This is a genomic window from Aeromonas sp. s4 (assembly GCF_040907855.1).
In the GTDB taxonomy this organism is placed as follows: Bacteria; Pseudomonadota; Gammaproteobacteria; order Enterobacterales; family Aeromonadaceae; genus Aeromonas; species Aeromonas caviae.
The window spans coordinates 70,628-93,371 of sequence record NZ_JBFOCP010000016.1 but is presented as its reverse complement, the minus strand read 5'-3'; the positions used below and the strand labels follow the sequence as shown (position 1 = coordinate 93,371).

General features: G+C 63.7%; 19 protein-coding genes. 15 read left to right on the top strand and 4 right to left on the bottom strand.

Features of this window, described 5'->3' with window-relative positions; translation table 11 throughout:
- Both fadJ and fadI read right to left on the bottom strand, forming a co-directional pair.
- Positions 1–2,016, bottom strand: a 2,016-nt coding sequence (gene fadJ / locus AB5Y89_RS03535) for a fatty acid oxidation complex subunit alpha FadJ (RefSeq protein WP_368222882.1), incomplete at its 3' end; no start/stop codon positions are given.
- Complete coding sequence (fadI, locus tag AB5Y89_RS03530; RefSeq protein WP_010674668.1) at positions 2,016–3,326, bottom strand: acetyl-CoA C-acyltransferase FadI; 1,311 nt, start codon at positions 3,324–3,326, stop codon at positions 2,016–2,018. The genes fadI and fadJ, both read right to left, overlap by 1 nt.
- A 183-nt stretch (positions 3,327–3,509) precedes the next feature.
- On the opposite strand from fadI, the gene AB5Y89_RS03525 reads away from it, so the two are divergent.
- From AB5Y89_RS03525 to AB5Y89_RS03475, 11 genes are all read left to right on the top strand, one after another.
- Complete coding sequence (locus AB5Y89_RS03525; protein ID WP_221437004.1) at positions 3,510–4,460, top strand: MoxR family ATPase; 951 nt, start codon at positions 3,510–3,512, stop codon at positions 4,458–4,460.
- 28 nt (positions 4,461–4,488) lie between these two features.
- Positions 4,489–5,379, top strand: coding sequence for a DUF58 domain-containing protein (locus AB5Y89_RS03520; RefSeq protein ID WP_319894551.1), 891 nt, complete (start codon positions 4,489–4,491; stop codon positions 5,377–5,379).
- A complete protein-coding gene (locus tag AB5Y89_RS03515) occupies positions 5,364–5,921 on the top strand; it encodes a DUF4381 family protein (RefSeq protein ID WP_368222881.1) in 558 nt (185 codons plus the stop codon). The genes AB5Y89_RS03520 and AB5Y89_RS03515 overlap by 16 nt, the downstream gene beginning before the upstream one ends.
- Positions 5,918–6,880, top strand: a complete 963-nt coding sequence (locus tag AB5Y89_RS03510; protein WP_128345747.1) for a VWA domain-containing protein — start codon at positions 5,918–5,920, stop codon at positions 6,878–6,880. Before AB5Y89_RS03515 ends, AB5Y89_RS03510 begins: the two co-directional genes overlap by 4 nt.
- 21 nt (positions 6,881–6,901) lie before the next feature.
- Complete coding sequence (locus tag AB5Y89_RS03505) at positions 6,902–8,362, top strand: VWA domain-containing protein (protein ID WP_368222879.1); 1,461 nt, start codon at positions 6,902–6,904, stop codon at positions 8,360–8,362.
- A 62-nt stretch (positions 8,363–8,424) separates the two neighbouring features.
- Positions 8,425–9,903 (top strand): hypothetical protein, encoded by a 1,479-nt coding sequence (locus AB5Y89_RS03500; protein ID WP_323927252.1) that lies wholly within the window; start codon positions 8,425–8,427, stop codon positions 9,901–9,903.
- Positions 9,904–9,933: 30 nt separating this feature from the next.
- On the top strand, positions 9,934–10,524 hold the full coding sequence (locus AB5Y89_RS03495) for a sigma-70 family RNA polymerase sigma factor (RefSeq protein WP_286701106.1): 591 nt from the start codon (positions 9,934–9,936) through the stop codon (positions 10,522–10,524).
- Positions 10,517–11,260 (top strand): DUF3379 domain-containing protein, encoded by a 744-nt coding sequence (locus tag AB5Y89_RS03490; RefSeq protein ID WP_041215209.1) that lies wholly within the window; start codon positions 10,517–10,519, stop codon positions 11,258–11,260. Before AB5Y89_RS03495 ends, AB5Y89_RS03490 begins: the two co-directional genes overlap by 8 nt.
- Positions 11,261–11,668: 408 nt before the next feature.
- A complete protein-coding gene (locus tag AB5Y89_RS03485) occupies positions 11,669–12,940 on the top strand; it encodes an outer membrane protein transport protein (RefSeq protein ID WP_139737813.1) in 1,272 nt (423 codons plus the stop codon).
- A gap of 251 nt (positions 12,941–13,191) precedes the next feature.
- Complete coding sequence (locus AB5Y89_RS03480; protein ID WP_368222878.1) at positions 13,192–14,448, top strand: outer membrane protein transport protein; 1,257 nt, start codon at positions 13,192–13,194, stop codon at positions 14,446–14,448.
- 116 nt (positions 14,449–14,564) lie between these two features.
- Positions 14,565–15,806: an EAL domain-containing protein gene (locus AB5Y89_RS03475; RefSeq protein ID WP_316286339.1), complete on the top strand. Its 1,242-nt coding sequence runs from the start codon at positions 14,565–14,567 to the stop codon at positions 15,804–15,806.
- 61 nt (positions 15,807–15,867) lie between these two features.
- Here AB5Y89_RS03475 and AB5Y89_RS03470 read toward each other — a convergent pair whose 3' ends face one another.
- Positions 15,868–17,034, bottom strand: a complete 1,167-nt coding sequence (locus tag AB5Y89_RS03470) for an acetyl-CoA C-acyltransferase (RefSeq protein WP_368222877.1) — start codon at positions 17,032–17,034, stop codon at positions 15,868–15,870.
- 132 nt (positions 17,035–17,166) lie between these two features.
- Here AB5Y89_RS03470 and AB5Y89_RS03465 point away from each other — a divergent pair, with 132 nt between their 5' ends.
- Positions 17,167–17,565 (top strand): MerR family DNA-binding transcriptional regulator, encoded by a 399-nt coding sequence (locus AB5Y89_RS03465; RefSeq protein ID WP_010674655.1) that lies wholly within the window; start codon positions 17,167–17,169, stop codon positions 17,563–17,565.
- A 107-nt stretch (positions 17,566–17,672) separates the two neighbouring features.
- Here the strand turns inward: AB5Y89_RS03465 and AB5Y89_RS03460 are convergent, their stop codons facing one another.
- The gene (locus tag AB5Y89_RS03460; protein ID WP_041215213.1) at positions 17,673–18,917 is read right to left on the bottom strand and encodes a dicarboxylate/amino acid:cation symporter; all 1,245 of its coding nucleotides are present in this window, start codon (positions 18,915–18,917) and stop codon (positions 17,673–17,675) included.
- A gap of 268 nt (positions 18,918–19,185) precedes the next feature.
- Between AB5Y89_RS03460 and AB5Y89_RS03455 the strand changes: the two genes are divergently transcribed.
- From AB5Y89_RS03455 to AB5Y89_RS03445, 3 genes are all read left to right on the top strand, one after another.
- Positions 19,186–19,470, top strand: coding sequence for a pyrimidine/purine nucleoside phosphorylase (locus AB5Y89_RS03455; RefSeq protein WP_162624626.1), 285 nt, complete (start codon positions 19,186–19,188; stop codon positions 19,468–19,470).
- 156 nt (positions 19,471–19,626) lie between these two features.
- Positions 19,627–21,009, top strand: coding sequence for an L-serine ammonia-lyase (locus AB5Y89_RS03450; protein ID WP_268452839.1), 1,383 nt, complete (start codon positions 19,627–19,629; stop codon positions 21,007–21,009).
- A gap of 284 nt (positions 21,010–21,293) precedes the next feature.
- Positions 21,294–22,664: an L-serine ammonia-lyase gene (locus AB5Y89_RS03445; RefSeq protein WP_039039104.1), complete on the top strand. Its 1,371-nt coding sequence runs from the start codon at positions 21,294–21,296 to the stop codon at positions 22,662–22,664.
- The last annotated feature ends 80 nt before the right edge of the window (positions 22,665–22,744 follow it).

Below are 22,744 nucleotides of genomic sequence, written 5' to 3'. Positions count from 1 at the left end.
GAACGGACCGCCCAGGAAGGGAGGGAAGCCGATACCGAAGATGGCGCCAATGTCGCCATCCCGGGCCGAGGCCACCACGCCGCCATCCAGGGCCATGGCTGCTTCGTTGAGCATCAACAACACGCAGCGCTCGGCGATCTCCTGCCTGGCAAGCTTGGCCTGGGGCTTGACGCCCAGCACGTCGTAGACGCTCGCGTCCACCGTCTTCTTGCCCTCCTTGCCGGTGAGCTTGTTGCGCGGGGCCGCCTTGCCATAGAGATAGAAGCCCTTGCCGTTCTTGCGCCCCTTGCGATCGTCCTCCAGCAGCTTGTCAAAGGCCTTGGGCGCCTGGAACTGCTCGCCACCCAGCTCTTTTTCGAGGATGGGGGAGATCTTGGCCCCCACGTCGATCCCCACCTCGTCCAGCAGGGTGATGGGGCCGACCGGGAAACCGAAGTCGAGCAGAGCGCCGTCCAGTACCTCCACCGGCTCCCCTTCCATCACCAGGCGCGCCGCCTCGTTCATGTAGGGCGCCAGGATGCGGTTGACGTAGAAGCCCGCCTCGTCCTTCACCACGATGGGGGTCTTGCCCTGGGCCCGGGCGAAGGCCAGGGTGGTGGCCACCGTCTCGGCACTGGTACCCGCGTGGGGAATGATCTCGGCCAGCGGCATCTTGTCCACCGGGCTGAAGTAGTGCAGCCCCACCACCCGCTCCGGATGCGTCGCCGCCGAGGCGATCTGGTGGATGGGCAGGGAGGAGGTGTTGGAGGCAAACACGGTGTGCTCCCCGCACTCGCGCTCCACGTCCTGCACCATCTGGTGCTTGAGGTTGATCTCCTCGAATACCGCTTCCACCACCATGTCCACCCGGTGGAAACCGGAATAGTCCAGGGTGCCGGTGAGCAGGCTCATCTGTTTCTCCAGCTCGCTGCGCAGCAGTTGGCGACGCTTGAGCTTCCTCGCGAGAAGGTCGTAGCTGTAACGCATGGCATTGCCGATGCCGGCGCTCGCCACATCCTTGATCCGCACCGGTACCCCCGCCTTGGTGGCGGTGACGAAGGCAATACCACCCCCCATCAGGCCGCCCCCCAGCACGGCGGCATGACCCACCTTGCGCGGCTCGGCCCCCTGATAGCTCACCTCTTTCTTCATCTCCGTGGTGGCGAAGAAGAGGGAGCGCAGGGCGGCGGATTCCGGCGTCATCACCAGCTCGCCGAAGTGGCGGGCCTCGGCCTGCAGGCCGGCCTGCATCCCCTCCTCCACGCCGATGCGCACCACCTCGATGATGCGCTCCGGCGCCGGGTAGTTGCCCCGGGTCTTGGCCTTGACCCCCTTGCGGGCCTGATCGAACAGCACCTTGCGACCAAATTTGTTGGTCTCCAGCACCTTGCCCTGCAGATCCCGTTTCAGGTGGTGGCGCGGCTTGCCCTTCTTGGCAAGCTTGATGGCGGCCTCCAGCAAAATGGACGGGGGCACCATGTCATCCACCAGCCCGAGCTTCCTGGCCTGTTTGGCCCGCACCTGCTTGCCGGTCAGCATCAGATCCAGTGCCTTGGCCACCCCGATGAGGCGCGGCAGGCGCTGGGTACCGCCGGAGCCCGGCAGCAGGCCGAGCTGCACTTCCGGCAGGCCCAGCACGGTTTTACCGTGATCGGTCACCACCCGGCCATGACAGGCGAGGGCCAGCTCCAGCCCGCCGCCCAGGCAGGGGCCGTGAATGGCGGCGATCACCGGGATCCCCAGGGCTTCGATCTCGGCGAACACGTCCTGTCCGGCCCGGGACAGCGCTTCGGCATCCTGGGCGCTGGTGCAGGCCGCCAGCATGGCGATGTCGGCCCCGGCAACGAAGGAGTCCTTCTTGCCGGAGACGATCACCAGGCCGATCAGATCCCCGTTCCCTTTTACCTCAGCCAGCAGAGTGCGGATCTCGTCCGCAAAGGAGGCCTTCAGGGTGTTCATGCTCTCACCGGGCACATCCATGGTGAGGATGCCGATGCCGTCTTTGCGAATATCCAGAGAAAAAGTCTTGGCACTCATCATTCCACCTCCAGCACCATGGCCACACCCAGCCCACCCGCCGCACAGGCGGTGTTGAGCCCCAATCCCCCACCCCGGCGCCGCAGTTCATGCAGGGTCTGGGTGATCATGCGCGCCCCGGTGGCGGCAAAGGGGTGACCAAAGGCCAAAGAGCCGCCGAGCACGTTGAACTTCTCCATGTCCACCTCGCCGATGGCCTGATCCCGGCCCAGCTTGTCACGGGCAAATTCGGCGCTTGCAAACATCTTGAGGTTGGCGAGCGTCTGGGCAGCAAACGCTTCGTGCATGTCGATGAGGGTGAGATCCCCAAGGGTGATGCCGGCACGGTCCAGCGCCAGCGGCGTGGCATAGGAGGGGCCCATCAGCATGTCCTGCCAGACATCGATGGCGGAAAACGCGAAGCTGCGGATGTAACCTAGCGGCTCCAGACCCAGCTCGCGGGCCCGCCCTTCACGCATCATCAGCACGGCGGCGGCGCCGTCGGTGAGCGGGGTGGCGTTGGCGGCGGTCACCGAGCCGTGAGCCCGGTCAAAGACCGGTTTGAGCTTGGCGTAACTCGCCAGATCCGAGCTTTCGCGGATGTTGTTGTCCCGCTCCAGCGGCGACTTGTAGGGGGGCACGTGGGCGGTGAACACCTCGCCACTCAATTTGCCCTGGGCCCAGGCTTCGGCCGCCAGGGTGTGGGAGCGGTGGGCCAGCGCATCTTGCGCCTCGCGGCTGATCTGGTGGGTCTTGGCCATCTGCTCGGCGGTCTGCCCCATGGAGAGACCGGTGGAATACTCGGCCACGGCCGGGGGCACCGGCAGCAGGTCCTTCAGGCGCAGACGGCGCAGAATATTGAAACGCTGCTGGAGGTTGCGCGCCTTGTTGAGATCCACCAGGGCGCGGGCCAGAGACTTGCTGACCCCGATGGGCAGCACGGAAGAGGAGTCGGCACCGCCGGCGATGGCGATGTCCACCGTGCCGGCCATGATGGATTCGGTGACATTGGCCACCGCCTGGAAACTGGTGGCGCAGGCGCGCGACACGCTATAGGCATCGGTGCTGACGCTCATGCCGGTGCCAAGCACGATCTCCCGGGCGATGTTTGGCGCTTCCGGCATCTGCACCACCTGGCCGAACACCAGCTGGTCGATGAGCTTGGGGTCGAGATCGGTGCGGGCGAGCATCTCGCTCACCACCAGTTTGCCCAGATCCACCGCAGGCACGCCGTGAAAAGCGGTGGCCTGCTTGGCAAAGGGGGTGCGCAGACCCGCCACGACGGCTATCCGTTCGCCCTGGCGAGTCGTCAGTTTCAATGGCTGTTTCATCCTGGCTCCTTGGGTTAAAAAGGCAGAGGTCTGACCTCATTGCGCCACATCTTAACAATCCAATCACAACTTTCATACGGCTGATTGAAACTAAATTGTCCCCATCTTGCCACCCTCCCTCGCCCTTGTGAGCCAACTGGGGTATAAAAAGATCAACTTCCATAAAAACAACGGGTTTATCGCATGGCAGCGGCCGAGTTCAGAGCACTTGGAGACTATCTGGGCAGCCAGATCCTGGGACAGGGCCCCCTCATCGAGGGGCTGCTGATCGCCCTGTTATGTGAAGGACATGTGCTGATCGAGGGGGCCCCCGGTCTTGCCAAGACCCGGGCGGTCAAGGCGCTGGCCGGCGCCGTGGAGGGGCGCTTTGCCCGTATCCAGTTCACCCCGGATCTGCTCCCTGCCGATCTCACCGGCAGCGAGGTCTTCCATCCCCAGGATGCAAGTTTCGTGTTTCAACCCGGCCCCCTGTTCAATCACCTGGTGCTGGCGGACGAGATCAACCGGGCGCCGGCCAAGGTGCAGTCCGCTCTGCTGGAGGCCATGGCCGAGCACCAGATCACCGTGGGCAAGAAGAGCTGGCGCCTGCCCTCCCTCTTCATGGTCGCCGCCACCCAGAACCCCATCGAGCAGGAAGGGACCTATCCCCTGCCGGAGGCCCAGCTCGATCGCTTCTTGCTCAAACTGCTGGTGGATTACCCCAGCCCCGCCATGGAGCTGGCCATCCTCCAGCTCAACGCCCGCGGCGACGCCCTGCCGACGCCGCCAGTCACCCTCAGTCAGTCCGACCTGATGGAAGCCCGCACCGCCGTTCAAGGGGTACAGATGCAGGGGCGCCTCGAGCACTATCTGGTGCAACTGGTGTGCGCCACCCGCCCCGGCAGCGGCCTGTGCCCCGAGTTAGACCCCCTGGTCGCGGTGGGGGCCAGTCCCAGAGCCAGCATCGGCCTCGCAAGAGCCGCACGGGCCCGGGCCTGGCTCGCCGGGCGCGACTTCGTATTGCCCGAAGACATCCAGCAACTGGCGCCAGCCGTGCTGCGCCACCGCCTCATCCCGAGTTATCAGGCGCTGGCGGACAACCTCGATAGCGAGGCGCTCATCACCCTGCTGCTGGATGCCATTCCATGCCCCTGAGCCGACCCCCGCAGGCAGCCCTGTCGCCATGACCCCCGTCGCCGAGCCCCGGGATCACCCCGACATCGCCCTCACCCTCCAGCGGCTGCTGGCGGTGCGCCTCTGGACGCGCCAGGGCGAGCGTGCTCGCATTCATCAGGCGGCCCAGGGGCGTATCGGGCGCCAGCCCGGGCTCAATTTCAGGGAGCTTCGCCTCTATCAGGCCGGTGACGAGGTGCGTCACATCGACTGGCGGGTCACCGCCCGCCTTGGCCGCCCCCACACCCGCCTCTACGGGGAAGAGCAGGATCAAGCCCACTGGTTGCTGCTGGATCTCTCACCCGCCATGTACTTTGGCTCCCGCGCCCAGCTCAAGGCCCGCCTTGGCTGCGAGCTGGCCGCCGCCCTGCTCTGGCAGGGGGAGAAACAGGCCAATACCTTGATCTGCCAGGGCGCAGTCCCCCACACAGAGCACCAGCGCGGCTCTCTCATGCCTCTGCTGGAAGCGCTCTGCCGCCATTACGAGGCAGGGCTGGATCGCGCCCCCCAGCCCTGGACGCTGGCCCAGACCCTGGCACGACTCACCCTGCCCCACGGGGCCAGATTGACCCTGATAAGCCATCACCAGGCACCGGACCAGGCCCTCTGCCAGCAGTTGCAACGTCTTCGCCCGCGCCACGATATCCACTACTGGCAGATCCGCGATCCCCTGGAAGCCGCCCTGCCCGAGCAGGGGCAGCTGGCAGTGCAGGCAGGCAGACACAGCGGTTGGCTCGCGGGAGAAGATCCCCGCTTTCGCGCCCGCTATCAGAGGGCGGCCGACGAACAGGCCGAGGCCTGTCGCCAGCAGTTACTGCCCCTGGTGACGCGCCTCTATCGCCTCGACAACGGCGCCACCCTGCAACGCCAGTGGCAGGAGGGCGGATGCCGTCTGTTTTGAAGGGGGAGCAGGGCGTGCCCGCACCGGATGCATATCGCCAGCCCTCGTCCAGCGAGGCCTTGCAAGCCATTCGTGCCGAGCTGCGCGACATCCACCAAGGCCCCGCTCTCGAGCCTGCACAGGATCCTCGCCTGATGGCCCTCGGTGGGCTGCTGATCGCGGCGATCGCCGCTTGCCTGATCGCCATGACGGCCCTCACCCTGTGGCGCCAGCGCCACTGGGCGCTCCGGATAGACTGGCAGGCAGACGATCTCGTCCCCAGGCTGCAGGATGCCCTGCGAGAAGCGGCCATGGCCCGCTGGCCCGAGGCGGCCCCCCTGCAAGGGGAGGACTGGCTCGCCTGGCTGGACAGCAAGGGGGGGAGCGATTTTTCCCGGTTTGCCGCCCAGTGGCCGCTCTGGCTCTATGGGGGCAGAGTACCCGATGAGGCACAGCGCAAAAGATTGCGCCTCGCCTATCTCGCCTGGGGGCGACGCTGCGTCAGTGCGCCGCGATTCCCGGCAAGCAAGCGAGGGGCACCTCCCCCGGAGGGTACGCGATGATCCTCGCCTGGCCCTGGTTTTCCCTCGCCCTCGCCCTGCCGCTGCTGGTGCGCTTCGGCCTGCCTCCCATGAAGGGGCGCAAGGGAGGAAACCGGCTCGTTCACGGAGGTTTTCCCCTGCTCCAGCCCCAGGCGGGGCAGCCCTTGTGGCGCATGATGATCTGCTGGTGCGCCCTGGTACTGGCTCTGTGCCGCCCCCAGTGGCAGGAGCCCCCGATCATTCACTACCAGAGCAGCCGGGACCTCATCCTGGCGGTGGATCTCTCCGACAGCATGCGCACCCAGGACATGCTGGATGACGGAGAGCAAACGGACAGGCTTGCCGCGGTGCGCCAGCAGATAAGCAACCTTGTCGCCTCCCGCCCGGGGGATCGCATCGCCCTGGTCGTCTTTGCCGATCACGCCTATCTGCTCTCCCCCCTCACCCAGGAGACCGGGGCCCTGCTCACCCTGGCCAGGGAGCTCGACTTCGATCTGGTGGGGCGCACCACGGCCCTGGGGGAAGCCATCCTGCTGGCACGCCAGCACGCCGACCCCACCCGCCCCACCGCCCTGCTGCTGGTGACGGACGGGCGCAATACCTCGGGCAATGCGGATCCCCTGACCGAGGCCAGGCTCGCCGCCAAAGCCGGCATCCGTCTCTATACCCTGGGGGTGGGCGCCGACCCCGACACCTTCGCCGGGCCCGCAGGGGACGCCGATCCCAGTGCCGAACTGGATGAAGCCCTGTTGCAGCAGCTGGCGACGCTGGGAGGAGGCCGCTATTTTCGCGCCCGCAACCGTGGCGATCTCGCCGCCATCAACCAGGCCATCGACACCCTGGAGCCCCTCGCCCGGCCCCAGACCGTCTCCCGGCCCCACCAGGAGCTCTACCCCTGGCCACTGGCCCTGGCCTGGCTGCTGCTCTGCTGGCCAGCCCGCTGGCACATCCCCCTGTCACACAGGCCATCCCATGAATAGGCAGGCCATGATGGTGGCACCATGGAGCTGATCTTGCTGCGCCCCCTCTGGTTGCTGGCCCTGCTCCCCTGGCTGTGGCAGGGGTGGCGCCGCCGCCGCGATCCCGGCTTGCTCTCCCCGGCCATGCAGGCCTATCTGCTGCCGAGCCGCCATCGGGCCATCCCCTGGCGCTGGCTTGCCTGTCTGCCGGTGATCCTCGCGCTCTCGGGCCCAGCCCTGCGCCAGCAGAGTCTCCCCATGCCGAGCCCGGCCCTCGATATCTGGCTGCTGGATCTCTCCGACTCCATGCTGGCACAGGATCTGGCGCCGGACCGGGCAACCCGGGTGAGGCTGGAATTGCAGGAGATGCTGGCCGACATAGCGCGGCAGGACGCGGCCCACCCCATCGCCTTCATCCTGTTTGCCGGGGATGCCTACCTCGCCATGCCTCCCACCCGGGATCATCAGGCCATCGCCCTGCTGCTGCCGGACCTGCGCCCGGCGATCATGCCTGTCCAGGGCAGCGCCCCCGAGCGCGCCGTGACCCTGGCCCTCACCCTGATCCCGCCGGGCCAGTCCGCCCGTCTGCTGCTCGTGACTGACGGCCTCTCCGGGACAGCGCGCGATCGCATCGCCGCCCTCTGGCCCTGCCTCAACGACCTGTTCTGCAAGGCAGGCTCGGCCCCGCGGCTCGACATCCTGCTGGCCAGCGGGGGCAAGGAGACCCGGCTGCCCGGCGTGGCTGCCGAGCGCTGGCAGCTCGGCAGCCCGATCGGCCACACCTTGCCGGCGCCCGACGAGGAGGCCATGGCCGCCCTTGCCGCCAGTACCGGAGGCAGGCTGGCCTGGCTTGATTCCGGCCTGCCCCGCTTTGCCCCCCTGCCCATGGGCCAGACCCTGACGCAGGGGCAATCCCGGGATCTCGGCCCCTGGCTGCTCATCACCTTGCTCCCCCTGGCGCTGCTGGCGCGGATCGGCGCCCACTGGCTGCTGGTGATCCTCGTCATTGGCGTCGCGCCCCCTTCCCTGCAGGCGGCCTCCCGACAAGATGAAGCAGGCTGGCAGGCTTATCGCCAGGGACACTATCGGGAAGCGGCCAACGCCTTCCAGGATCCGGTCTGGCAAGGCAACGCCAGGTATAGAGCCGGGGATTACGCCAGGGCCGTCGCCGCCTATGGCAGGGCAAACAGCGCCACCGCCCACTACAACAGGGGCAATGCCCTGGTCTGGCTCGGGGATCTTGCCGCCGCGGAGCAGGCCTATCTGAGCACCCTTCGCCTTGAACCTGGGCACAGGGATGCCTTGCACAACCTGGCCCTGCTACGGGCCAACCCGCCGCAGACAACGCCCTCGGCAAATGCCCCGGCGCAGGCCGACACTCCCGACCCCGCCCGCGCCTCAGAGGCTCCTCGCCCCCCGGCGCCCCCCGTGCTGCTGCTGGAGCAGCGCCTTCGCAAGGAGGCCCTGCGCCGCCCCCTGATCAAGGTGGAGGAGCCCTGGTGATCCTCGTGCTGCGCTTGCTCTCCCCCCGGATCGGCTGCTGGCTGCTGCTCGCCCTGTGCGCCATGCGGGTGCAGGCCGCCCCTGTCGAGGCCGAGCTGTTGCCGGGGGCGAGCGAGCGCGACTGGCTGCTCATCATCGAGGCCGACGGGCTGTACCGCGATGAGGATCTCAACCTGCAACCGCTGCTGCGCCAGTTTGCGGTCGGGCGGGTCAGCATCCAGCGGGTCAGTGCCCAGAGCCGCAGCCTGACCCGCTGGCAGATCCCCCTGCACCTGCTCGATACCAGCCCGCTCCAGGTGCCCTCCCTGCCCCTTGGCGCCGATCTCACCCCCTCCCTGGTGGTGCCGACACGTTCTCTGGACGGCACCCTGATGCCGGCACAAGACCCGGTATTCTCTCCGGTCGAGCTGCAGGCCCGGGTGCTCCATGAGGGGAATCTCTACCCCGGCCAGCCCTTCATCTATGAGCTGACCCTCTGGCTGCCTGCCAACCTGGAGGCCCCCAACCTCGGCGAGCCCATCACCCCGGCCTTTACCATCCGCCGCCTTGGCGAGGATCGCTGGGATTCTCCCGCCAGCCCCGGCCTGCCCGGGCGTCTCACCCGAAAATGGCTGCTGCAGGCCAAAGGGCCCGGGCTCCATCCCGTCGAATCCCCCCGCTTTCAGGGGCGGTTGCCGCACCAGGACCAGGCCGGTGCGACCGCGCCAGGCAACGCGGGGGATCTGCTGTCCGCCAGGGCGGCGACCCTCTTCATCAAGGTGGACAAGGCCCCCCTGGAGCCGGTGGCGAGCAGCCTGGTGTTGCGCCAGCAGTTCAGCCCGGCGCAGGCCAGGGTGGGTGAGCCGGTGATCCGCACCCTCACCCTGGTGATGGAAGGGGGGGATGGCAACCGCCTGCCCCCCTTGCCGGCCCCGCCCCTGCCCGCCGGCCTCTCCATGAAGCCGGACGGCGAGCAGCAGCAGGAGCGATTCGTGGCCGAGGGGGCGCTTCGCTTCGAGCGCCAGTGGCGCCAGGCCCTGACCGCCGACGAGGCGGGGCGCTATGTGCTGCCCCCCCAGACCCTGCGCTGGTTCAACACCCAGAGCGGTCGCATCGAGGAGGCGCACCTGCCCGCACATCCTCTGGTGTTCACGGCAAGGGAGAGCGCCACTCCCGCCTCCCCCACACCGGGGACCCAGTATCTCTATTGGGTGCTCCTGGCCATCCTGCTGCGGGCATTCATGCGCCGCTGGCCGCGCTGGCACGCCTTCTATCGCCTGCAACGGGCCCTCGCCACGGGCTCTCCTGACGAGGCCAGGGAAACCCTGCTGACCTGGGCCGTCCTGCGCTGGGACGCCCCCTGTCTGCATCTGGCCAGGCTGCCCTGTCACCGCGACCCCGCCATGGGAGCACTGCTGGACGGCCTGGATCGGGCCTGCTTTGCCCCCGTACTCGCCCCTGGCGAACACCTGCCCAGACTGGCGCTCGCCAGGGCGCTGTGCACCTGGGAGAGCTTTACGATAGCCTATGGTCTTCGAATACTGGCGTGGATGCGTGCATGATGCGCCCCTCATGAAACAGGACACCCCTTTATGGCGTTAGGTTTTTTCAGAAGAAAAAGGGCCGACACGGGAAAGGATCCCTGCGCTTCTCCGGTCTATGAAGAGATGGCAGACAAACAAACCAAGTACGAAGCCCTGGTGCACGCCCTGCACGGGGACATCTACCGCTACGCCTACTGGTTGTGCCGGGATCCGCAAATCGCCGAGGATCTGGTGCAGGAGACTTTCCTGCGCGCCTGGAAGGCGATAGATACCCTGCTGGACGACAAGGCTGCCAAGGCGTGGCTCATCACCATATTGCGGCGGGAGAATGCCCGCCGCTTTGAGCGAAAGCAGTTCGATCTTGTCGACCTCGACGAGCACCCCCTGCGGGATCAGGGTGTCCTGCCAAGCGAGCAGGAGATGGAGCACGAATGGCTCAGGCGCCACATCGCCCGCCTGCCTGCCGAATATCAGGAGCCGCTGCTGCTGCAGGTACTGGGGGGATTCAGCGGGGAAGAGATCGCCGAGCAACTCGGCCTGAACAAGAACACCGTCATGACAAGGCTGTTTCGCGCCCGCAACCAGATAAAAGAGGCCATGGAGTCTGCGAAACAACAGAGAGGACACACCAATGGATGAGCTTGAATTTCGCCGCCGGGCCATCACTCACCCCTCGGACAGGGATCCCGCCTTCCTGAAAGCCGCCGAGGCGTCACCGGCCAATCGCAAGCATCTGGACGAGATGCAGCAGCTCGAGCGCCAGGTGCGCAGCACTCTGGAAGTGGACGTACCGGCCGGTCTTGCGGAGCGGATCCTGCTCAGGCAGGCGATGGCAGCCGAAGAGGAGCAGGTGGTCCCGCTGCCCGTCACTCCTGCACGCACGCAATGGCGCGCTCTGGCTATCGCGGCCTCGGTCGCCTTCCTGCTCGGCATGAGCACCCGCTGGATCAGCTGGCCTGTGGCACCGGACACCCTGTCGCTGGCTCAGGTCGCCATGTCCCACGTTTATGGGGAAGAGCCCTTCATTCATGCGGTGGATGAGCGGGTCAGCCTGCACACCATCAACGCGAAAATGGAGAAATATGGCGCCACCCTGAGCGAGATGCCGGGCATGAAGGTAACCTATGTCAACCACTGCGCCTTCTACCAGGGACCGGCCCTGCACATGGTGCTGCAGGGCAAGATGGGACCGGTCACCCTGTTCCTCGTCCCCAAGCACCTGCCATTGACGATCCAGTCCGATTTTGCAGACGGGACCCTCAAGGGGGAGATACTGCCGCTCAAGGGGGCCAACATGGTGCTCATCGGAGACATGCAGGAACCCCTCGCCCCGGTTGCCCGCCAGCTTGAGTCACGTCTGCACTGGTCCATTTAACAGACCTTGATCCAGGCTGACTCGTCCTCCGCCTCAGCCACATCACAGGCAGACATCCTCATTGTCTGCCTGTTCATCCCCACATCCCCGCATGTTCCCGCCCATTGCCCGCGCGAAGTCACATTTCTACCATTTATTTTAAATGACGCAAACGGCACCATTTGTGCTTTATTTATCCAATAATAGATAAATCAGCCTAATAAAACGGCAAGTTAAAACAAATGATTAACACAATGGAAACTTTTATGTATTCTGCTGTCACTGGTCTGATTTCTTACCTCCTACCAGATCCATAGAATCACGCCAGCAATGAATGGGAAGAAGCTGACATAACAACAGATCATGTCGTCAATAGCCGCCAAAGAGCCGCGATGTCGACAGAAAATCTGCTTACAAAGAGAGAACACTATGACAACTGCCTTTTTCAAGAAAAGCCTGATCGCTGCGGCCGTGACCCTGGCCAGCACCCAGACCTTCGCCGCCGCGTTCCAGCTGAACGAGCACTCGGCCTCCGGTCTGGGGCGCGCCTACGCAGGTGAAGCAGCCATCGCCGACAACGCGGCCGTGCTGTCCCGCAACCCGGCGGCCATGACCACCTTCGACAAGATGGCACTGTCTGTATCCGGCACCTATATCAAGCCCGACGTGGACGTGGCTGGCGACATCTATGCCGGCTCCACCAAGCTGGCTCCGTCCAGCGAGAGCGACATCGCCCCCGATGCCTTCGTGCCGGCCACCTACTTCATCCAGCCCCTGAACGATCAGTGGGCTTGGGGGATCGGCCTCTTCTCCAACTACGGCCTCTCCACCGAATATTCCAAGACCTTCGCGGCCGGTGCCGGCGCCGGTGACACCGAGCTGCTGACCTTCAACATCAACCCCAACATCGCCTATCGCATCAACTCCAGCTTCAGCGTCGGTGCCGGCATCAATGCCGTCTACGCCGCCGCCGAGCTGAACCGTTATGCCGGTGCGCTCTCCGCTGCCATTCCGGGTGCCAACTCCGATACCCGTCTGGCTCACCTGAAGGGTGACACCTGGGGCTTTGGCTGGAACGTCGGCACCCTGTACGAGATCAACGAAAACAACCGTCTCGCCCTGACCTACCGCTCCCAGGTGGACTTGAGCTTTGACGGCGACTTCCAGGGTGCCACCTCCGGCAACCGCGTCGTCGATGGCAACCTGAAGCTGGATCTGCCGGCCCAGGCCGAATTTGCAGGCTACCACCGCCTGAACCAGCAATTCGCTGTCCACTACTCCGTGAACTGGACCGACTGGAGCGCCTTCCAGGAGCTCAAGGCCACCAGCAGCAACTGCGCCGGCGGCGTGTGCCTGCAAAAAGACGAGAAGTTCAAGGACTCTGCCCGTTACGCCCTGGGCGGTACTTGGTACGTCAACCCGTCCTGGGAAGCCCGTATCGGCTTCGCCTACGACAACAGCCCCATCGAGCCGGAATACCGCAGCCTGAGCATTCCTGACTCCGACCGTATCTGGTACAGCGCCGGTGCCACCTACCACATCAATCCGGACATGAGCCTCGACTTCGGCATGGCCTATCTGGACGGCAAGGAAGTGGACGTGAACGAAGGCCTGCGCAACCACAGCGATGCGCTGCGCTGGAAGGGCACCTCTCACGGCAACGCCCTGCTGGCTTCCGCCCAGTTCAACATGAAATTCTGATTTTCATGTCATCATCAAGAGCGCCCCAGGGCGCTCTTTTTTTATCCAATTTCGCCAACTGAGCGCACAGCTGTAGTAAACAACTGTACTCTTTTCTTTTTTTATCAAGCTGTTATGGGGATTTCTTTCAGCATTTAATCCCGTTTTGCCGCACGTTCCCCTCTCCCCGTTGCCTTGCTGGTCATACCATATAAAATCCCGGCCCCAACCGAATAACAGAATGAACACCCAGTTCATCCCGAGGAAAGACCATGCATCCGACGTTCAAACCCTCCCTCATAGCCCTCTTGCTGCTGTCGAGCCAGGTGCAGGCTGCCGGCTTCCAGCTCGCGGAGCAATCCGCCACAGGCATGGGGCGTGCCTTCGCGGGTGAGGCCGCCATCGCCGACAATGCCAGCGTGCTCTCCCGCAATGCCGCCGCCATGACCCGGTTCGATACCCTGGCCTTCTCCGGCGGCGTTATCCACGTGCACCCCGACGTCAACATCGAGGGCACCACCCGGGTGCCTACCCCCCAGGGGCCGGTCAGCCTGGATGCCGGAGCCCACGACATTGCGGGTGGCGCCTGGGTGCCCAACGCCTATCTCATCGTGCCCCTCAGCGAGCAATGGCGCCTCGGACTTGCCGCCACCTCCTATTACGGACTCGGGGTCAAGATGCCGGACAACTACAACGCCGGTCACTTCGGCAACGTCTCCGACATCAAGACAGTGGATTTGGGGGCCTCCCTGGCCTATCGCATCAACCGCATCTGGTCCGTCGGGGCCGGTCTCTCCGCCATTCAGGGGGAAGGGGAAGTGGGCGGCACTTTCCCCTCCAACAACCAGATAGCCAAGCACCTGAAAGGGGATGGCTGGGCCATGGGCTGGAACCTGGGCACCCTGCTTGAGTTGTCGCAGGCAACCCGCGTCGGTCTATCCTATCGCCACGACGTGACCCTGACCCTCTCCGGTGACGCCATCGGCATCGATCAAAGGGGCCAGCCCTTCACCGATACCGGCAGCCTGGATCTGCCCCTGCCCGCCACCGCCGAGCTGGCCCTGTTCCATCAGCTCACCCCAACGCTGGCACTCCACTCCAGCATCAACTGGACCAACTGGAGCAAGTTCGTGCAGCTCGAATCCGAGCTCGACCACCACGGCACCATGCACATCAAGGAGGAGCACTGGGAAGACAGTTGGCGCTATGCCCTGGGGATGACCTACCAGCTGGCCCCCCAATGGCAACTGCGCTCCGGTATCGCCTACGACCGCAGCCCGGTCCCGGCGGATCGCCGCACCATCTCCATCCCCGACTCGGATCGGGTCTGGTACAGCGCTGGCGTGGGCTACCAGATTGACCGCCACCTCTCGCTGGATCTGGGGCTGACCCTGATCGACGGCAAGAAAGTGGACGTGAGCGAAACCATGCAGCTCAGGCCCGGCATCCCGCAGACCACCTCCACTTTCAATGGCACCTCGGAAGGGGATGCCTGGCTCGCCGGCCTGCAGCTCAACTACTTGTTCTGACACCCCGGGTTTCCTGACAAATAGTATGCCAGTTGTTGACCTTCCCGACCGGTCGGCACTGGCATAGTGATCCGCTTCACCATAGAATCAAGCCTGTAACCATGGTGGAGAGATGCATGTATTCCTATGTAGCAAGGCAGCCCATTCTGGATCGGGAGTTGAACACCCAAGCCTATGAGCTGCTGTTTCGCGACAGCCTGGACAATGTATTTCCCTCCGTCTCCGCACAGCAGGCCACTTCCAGGCTGGTTGCCGAGCAGTTCTTGCAGCAGAACATCGATCAGCTCATCGGGGATCACCCCTGCTACATCAATTTCCCCCACTCCCTGTTGCTGGACGGATTGGCCGAATGCCTCCCCCGTGACAAGGTGGTGATCGAGATCCTGGAGGATGCCGAGCCCGACGATGCGCTGCTGGAGAAAGTGATCCAGCTCTATGGGCTGGGCTATCGGTTGGCGCTGGATGACTTCACCATGGTCTCAGACTGGGACAGGTTCCTCCCCTACATCCATATCATCAAGTTCGACCTGCGCAGCACGCCGCAACCCTGCATCGAGCACTTCATGGCGAATCATCGCCACCTGCCCCTCACCTATCTGGCCGAGAAAGTCGAGGATCAGGCCGAGTTCGAGCGGATGAAGCAGCTCGGCGTTACCCTGTTCCAGGGATTTTTCTTCAGCCGCCCCCAGATGGTTCAACAGCCCACCATACCGCCGGCCCAACTGGTGGTGATGCAGTTGCTCGAGGTGGTCAATCAGACCGAACCGGATCTGGACAAGATTGAGCAACTGCTCAATCAGGATCTCACCCTCTCTCTCAAGCTGCTGCGCTACATCAACCACCTCAAGCGCTTCCCACAACCCATCGCCTCGTTTCGCCAGGCCGCAAGCTCCCTGGGGCACGCCCAGCTCAAGCGCTTCGTCGCCCTGATCGCCGCCACCAGTGCGGGGAGTGAAAAGAGTGCCGAACTCCACCAGATGTCCCTCATCAGAGCCCGGTTCTGCGAACTGCTGGCCCAGACCCATGCGCCCGCAGAGCAGGCACAGCAAGCCTTTGTCACCGGCCTCTTCTCCCTGCTGGACGTGCTCATGGGCGAACCGCTGGATCAGCTGCTCGGCTCCATTCCCCTGACCGACGACATTCGTGCCGCCCTGCTCACCCGCAAGGGCAAGCTCGGGTTCTACCTGGCGTTCTGTGAAGATTTCGAGAAAGCCGACTGGCAGCGGGTCGCCGCCAACACCGTCCGGCTCGGCCTCAACGAAGAGAAGGTCAGCCACCTCTATCTGAGCGCCACCGCCTGGGTCAACCAGCAGCTTCAGGCCATGGAAGAGCAACCGGTCCACTCCCACCAGAAATGACAACGTCCCTCTTGAAGGGACGTTGTCATTTCATCAAGCCGCAGCACTCTCACCCACGCATTCAGCCTGCCTCGATGGCGATGGCCGTTGCCTCCCCTCCCCCGATGCACAGGCTCGCCACCCCTCGTCTGAGCCCGCGGGCACGCAGGGCATGGATCAGGGTCACCAGGATGCGGGCGCCACTGGCGCCAAGAGGGTGCCCCAGCGCACAGGCCCCGCCGTTCACGTTCAACTTGTGATGGGGAATGCCGCACCCTGCCATGGCCAGCATGCTCACCATGGCGAATGCCTCGTTCACCTCGAACAGGTCCACCTCCTCCACCGCCCAGCCCACCCGGGCCAGCAACTTGTCGATGGCGCCGACGGGGGCACTGGTAAACTCCGCCGGCAAGGCGGCGTGACTCTGGTAACCCACTACCCTGGCCAGCACCGGCAATCCGAGCCGGGCAGCGCTCTCGCCCTGCATCACTACCAGGACTGCCGCCCCGTCCGAGATGGAGCTGGCATTGGCCGCCGTGATGGTACCGTGCTTGCTGAAGGCCGGCTTGAGGCCGGGGATCTTGTCGGGCCTGGCTTTGCCCGGTTGCTCATCCTCGGCCAGCAGCAGGGTATCCTCAGAGGCCATAACGGGAGCCAGTTCCGCGGCAAAGGCACCGCTGCGCTGCGCCGTCAGCGCCCGCTCCAGGGAGGCGATGGCAAAGGCATCCATGTCGGCCCGGGTCAGTCCGCTGCGATCGGCGCTCAACTGGGCGTAATGACCCATCAGATGGCCTTCGTAGGCATCCTGCAAGCCGTCCAGGAACATGTGATCGAGCACGCTCTGGTGCCCCATGCGAAAACCGCTGCGCGCCTTGTCCAGCAGATAGGGGGCGCGGCTCATGCTCTCCATGCCCCCCGCCACCACGACCTCGGCCTCCCCCAGGCGCAGGCTGTCCGCCGCCAGCATCACCGCCTTCATGCCGGAGCCGCACACCTTGTTGATGGTGGTACAGGGCACGCTGTCCGGCAGCCCCCCCTTGAGCGCCGCCTGGCGGGCTGGCGCCTGGCCGACCCCTGCGCTCAGCACGTTACCCATATAGACCTCATTGACCTGCTCCCCCGTCATCCCGGCCTGCGCCAGCGCGGCGCGGATGGCGCAGGCGCCAAGCTCGGGGGCACCGAGCGCGCTCAGGGCCCCCTGGAAGGCCCCCATGGGGGTACGTTTGGCCGCCACAATCACGATATCCATCGATAGCACTCTCCTTGTTACATCGGGATAACATATGCCGCGACCGCGACAGGAACAAGACTTGCGGGGAAGTTGACGTTTGGGTAAGGTGCCAGCCTGCATTGACAACCAGATGGCAGCCAAGACAGCCCCATGACCAAATCCAGGGACGACACCCGCACCTTCAGCATCAGCGAACTGGCTCGCGAGTTCGATGTGACCACCCGCAGCATCCGCTTCTACGAGGATCAGGGCCTGCTCAACCCGACCCGCCAGGGACAGCACAGGATCTACAGCCGTCAGGACAGGGTGCGGCTCAAGCTGACCCTGCGCGGCAAACGTCTGGGCTTCAGCCTCGCAGAGATCCGGGAGCTGTTCGATCTCTACGATGCGGACAAGAGCAGCCGCTCCCAGTTGCAGACCATGCTGGGGCTGGTGGCCGACAAGCGGGAGACCCTGCAGCAGCAGCTGGAAGATATCCAGATGGTCCTGCTGGAGCTGGAGGCGGCCGAACAGCGCTGCCGCCAGGCCCTGGCACACCTCTCCCCCTGAGTCACTCAGACGGGCGAGGCAAGCGGGGAACACCGCCAGCAAATAGACACAAATGAAAGAGGGAGGCTTGAAGCCTCCCTCTTGTCATGCATCGTGGACGACCGATATCAGGCCTCCTTGCTCCAGCGGTTCGGATCGTAATCCGGGCTGTAGCGATCGACGATGATGGCGCAGGCCGCATCGCCGGTGATGTTGAGCGCGGTGCGGATCATGTCGAACAGACGATCCAGCGCGAACAGCAGCGGCAGACCCTCGATGGGAATCCCGGCCGCCAGCAGCACGGCAACCACCAGGAAGCTCGGGCCCGGTACACCGGCCTGACCGATGGCACCCAGGGTGGAGGTGACGATGATCGCCGCCCAGGCACCCATGGAAAGATCGATGTTATAGACCTGGGCGAAGAAGATGGCGACTAGGCCGTAATAGATGGCATTGCCGCTCATGTTGATGGTGGCACCCAGCGGCAGCACGAAGGAAGCGGTGGCGTTGGTCACCTTCAGATCGCGCTCGCAGGTCTCCATGTTGACCGGCAGGGTCGCCATGGAAGAGGCTGTGGAGAAGGCCACGATCTGCGGCTTCTTCATCGCGGAGAAGTACTTGCGTACCGGCGTGTTGGAGAAGAACGCGATCAGCAGCGGATAGACCACGAAGCCGAAGATGAGGATGGCGGCGACATAGACGACGAACAGCTTGAGCACCAGAGTCAGCACGTCGAAGCCGTAGGTGCCGATGGCGTCGGCCATCAGGCCGAAGACGCCGATGGGGGCGATCAGCATCACCTTGTTGATCATCCAGACGAAGGCGTCCACCAGGGTGTTGAGCCCGTCTACCAGCGGCTTGGCGCGCTCGCGGGGCTGCTTGGCCAGGGCGATGCCGAGGAACATGCAGAACACCAGGATCTGCAGGATGTTGGCCTCGTTCAAGGCGCTGAACACGTTGGTCGGGATCATGCCAAGCAGGGTGGCCACCGCATCGGGCAGTGCACCCTTGTCGGCGTAGTCGCCGGAGAACATGGCCGCAGTGGCGCCAAAGTCAACGCCCACACCGGGTTTGAACACCTGACCCATCACCAGCGCCAGGAACACCGCCAGTGCGGAGGTGCCGAGGAAGAAGGCGAGCGTGGTGACGCCAATCTTGCCTGCGGCGGGGCTGGCCCCCAGATTGGCGGCCCCTGACAGGATGGCCACCGCCACCAGCGGGATCACCAGCATCTTGATCAGCTGGATAAACAGGGTGCCGAGCGGCGCAAACACCGTGGCTTGCTCTCCCATGAGCGCCCCGACCAGCGCGCCCAGCACCATGGCCACCACTACCTGGAAGCCGATGTTTTTGATTAATCCTTTTGTTAACACAGAATGTTCCTTTATTTAGCAATTACTCACACTTTTACAGCGTAAATGACCACCCAGAGCGTCAAATCCTCTCCATTGCTCTGGCGGTGCGCTTTATCTCATATTTGCGCCCCGTTTTACATCAGAATCCGTTAACGAAATGCATTGATAACTTTATGAGAAAGTAAAGCCTCAAAAGAGACACGGCTGTTTTTGCTCCTTTTACCATGACAACATCCAAAACAGTGTGCTACGTTGGCTCTGCAAACGTGCATACAGGGAAGAAAAGATGCTGAAAGTTAACGAGTATTTTGACGGAAATGTTAAATCTATCGGTTTCGAGCAAAAAGGTGAGAAATCTACCGTTGGTGTGATGGAAGCGGGCGAGTACCTGTTCAATACCGCCGCCCCGGAGCGCATGACGGTGATCAAGGGCGCCCTCACCATCCAGCTGGCCGACGAAGATGAGTGGCACACCTACCAGCAGGGGGAATCCTTCGACGTGGCCGGTCACTCCTCCTTCAAGCTGGAAGTGAAGATCGCCTCCGCCTATCTGTGCGAGTTTCTCGACTGATGTATCACGGGCGCCATGGGATGCCGAGCGGCTCCCCCATGGCGCGCCTCTCCCGCGCCCATTTCCCTACCGCCATCACACCCCGCTATCTCCCCCCTTTTCAACGACTACAAAAAATTTACAATGTTTAGACGAAATCCATAATTGGAGTACGTCATGATCAGTGTCTTCGACATGTTTTCCATCGGGATAGGCCCCTCCTCCTCCCATACCGTGGGACCGATGCGGGCCGCCTGCGCCTTCATCCAGACCCTCAAAGCGAACGCACTCCTCTCCCGTACCGGACGCGTCGTCGTCGAGTGCTACGGCTCACTGGGCCAGACCGGCAAGGGGCACGGCACCGGCAAGGCCATCATCCTGGGACTGGCCGGATTTGAACCCGAATCCGTGGACATCGAGGCCATTCCCGCCTTCCTCTCCCAGGTAGAGCAGACCCAGACCCTCTGCCTTGGCGGCGAGCAACCCAGCGAATTTCCCCGCATCGGCGCCATCCTCTTCAACCGGCGCAAGACCCTTCCCGCCCACTCCAACGGCATGACACTGCGCGCCTATGAGGGTGACACCCTTGTGTTCGAACAGACCTACTACTCCATCGGGGGCGGTTTCATCATCGAGGAGAGTCACTTCGCCAACGCCCGGGAAGAGGCGGCCCGCTTCGATGCTGCCCACCCCATCCCCTATCCCTTCGAGAGCGGCGCCGAGCTGCTGGCCCAGTGCCAGGAGAGCGGCCTCTCCATCTCGGGGTTGATGCTGGCCAACGAGAAGGTGTTTCGCTCGGAAGCGGAGATCAAGGCCGGGCTTCGCAAGATCTGGCAGGCGATGCAGGGGTGTGTGGAGCGTGGCTGCAAGAGCGAGGGGGTGCTGCCAGGCGGCCTCAAGGTCAAGCGCCGGGCTCCCGCCCTCTATCGCCAGCTCTGTGGCGAGACCAATTTCAACAAGGATCCGCTGATGGTGATGGAGTGGGTGGACCTCTTTGCGCTGGCCGTCAACGAGGAGAACGCCGCCGGGGGCCGGGTGGTGACGGCGCCGACCAACGGCGCAGCGGGCATCATCCCCGCGGTGTTGCACTATTACGATCGCTTCGTGCGCAAGGTGGATGACGAGCTGCTGATGCAGTACTTCCTCACCGCCGCCGCCATCGGCATCCTCTACAAGAAGAATGCCTCCCTCTCGGGGGCCGAGGTGGGCTGTCAGGGCGAGGTCGGCGTGGCCTGCTCCATGGCCGCTGGTGCCCTGGCCGAGCTGCTGGGCGCCAGCCCCGCCATCGTCGAGAACGCCGCCGAGATCGGCATGGAGCACAATCTAGGGCTGACCTGTGATCCCGTCGGTGGTCTGGTGCAGGTGCCCTGCATCGAGCGCAACGCCATGGGCGCAGTCAAGGCGATCAATGCCGCCCGCCTCGCCCTGCGTGGCACCGGCGAGCACAAGGTGTCGCTGGACAAGGTGATCAGAACCATGTGGGAAACCGGCAACGACATGAAGACCAAGTACAAGGAGACCGCCCGGGGCGGCCTTGCCGTCAACATCACCGAGTGTTAAGCCGCTGTGATAAAGCCGCATATGGCACTCGAATACCCGGCATCGCCGGGTATTTTTTTGCAAAACGTTTGTCTGGCGCTTAACAAAATGGATAACCATCAAAATAAATTTTATACTCGCGCCACGAATTCAACAAAAATAGATCTGTTTCAACTTTTTTTAGGCATTGAACCGTTACACTGTGGTTATCCGGTTCCCTGGCCTTTGTGACGACAGACCCGTCCCATGGATCCCTTTTCTGCGAGTGGGCATGGCGCCCCCTTCTACCCTGAGGTAATTGTTACATGATCAGCGTTTTTGATATCTTCAAAATCGGTGTTGGCCCCTCCTCTTCCCACACTGTCGGCCCCATGAAGGCAGCCAAACAGTTCGTGGATGAACTGCGTGCTGGCGGCAAGATCCGTGACATCACCCGGATCCAGGTCGATGTCTATGGCTCCCTCTCCTGGACCGGCAAAGGCCACCACACGGATACCGCCATCATCATGGGTCTGGCGGGCAACCTGCCGGAGAACGTCGACATCGACGCCATCCCCGAATTCATTTCCCGCGTGGAGCAGACCGGTCGTCTGCCCATCGGCCTGCACTGCCACACCGTCAGCTTCCCCAAGGGCGCCATGATCTTCCATGACGAGGCCTTGCCCCTGCACGAAAACGGCATGAGGTTGACCGCCTTCATCGAAGATGACGCCGTCTACAGCAAGACCTACTACTCCATTGGCGGTGGCTTCATCGTCGACGAAGAGAACTTTGGCAAGGGTGACAGCGGCGACATGTCCGTCAGCTATCCCTTCAAGAGTGCCGCCGAGCTCATCGCCCACTGCAGCCAGAGCGGTCTCTCCATCTCCGCCCTGATGATGGAAAACGAGAAGTGCTTCAACACCCCGGAAGAGATCTACAAGAAGCTCGGCAAGATCTGGACCACCATGCGGGAAGGGATCGAGCGCGGCTGCCGCACCGAGGGCGTCCTCTCCGGCCCGCTGCGCGTACCGCGCCGCGCCGCGCCGCTCTACCGCCAGCTGACCACCAACGAGAACCTCTCCAACGATCCCATGAACATCGTGGACTGGGTCAACATGTTCGCCCTGGCGGTGAGTGAAGAGAACGCCGCCGGTGGCCGCGTCGTCACCGCACCGACCAACGGCGCCGCCGGCATCATCCCGGCCGTGCTGGCCTACTACGACAAGTTCATCCAGCCGGTGGGCCGCGACGAGTACACCCGCTTCTATCTGGCCGCTGCCGCCGTCGGCATGCTCTACAAGATGAACGCCTCCATCTCCGGCGCCGAAGTGGGCTGCCAGGGTGAAGTGGGCGTCTCCTGCTCCATGGCCGCCGCCGGCCTGACCGAACTGATGGGCGGCAGCCCCGAGCACGTCTGTGAAGCCGCCGAGATCGGCATGGAACACAACCTGGGTCTGACCTGCGACCCGGTGGCCGGCCAGGTACAGGTACCCTGCATCGAGCGCAATGCCATCGCTGCCATGAAGGCGGTCAACGCCTCCCGCATGGCCCTGCGTCGCACCTCCAAGCCGCGCGTGTCGCTGGACAAGGTGATCGAGACCATGTACATCACCGGCAAGGACATGGACTCCAAGTACCGCGAGACCTCCCGCGGTGGCCTGGCCATCAAGGTGATGCAGGTTGCCTGCGACTAACGCCGAGTCGCGATGACATGAAAAAAGCGGGATATATTCCCGCTTTTTTTTTGGTCGCGATTTAAAGGGCGACGTTCCTG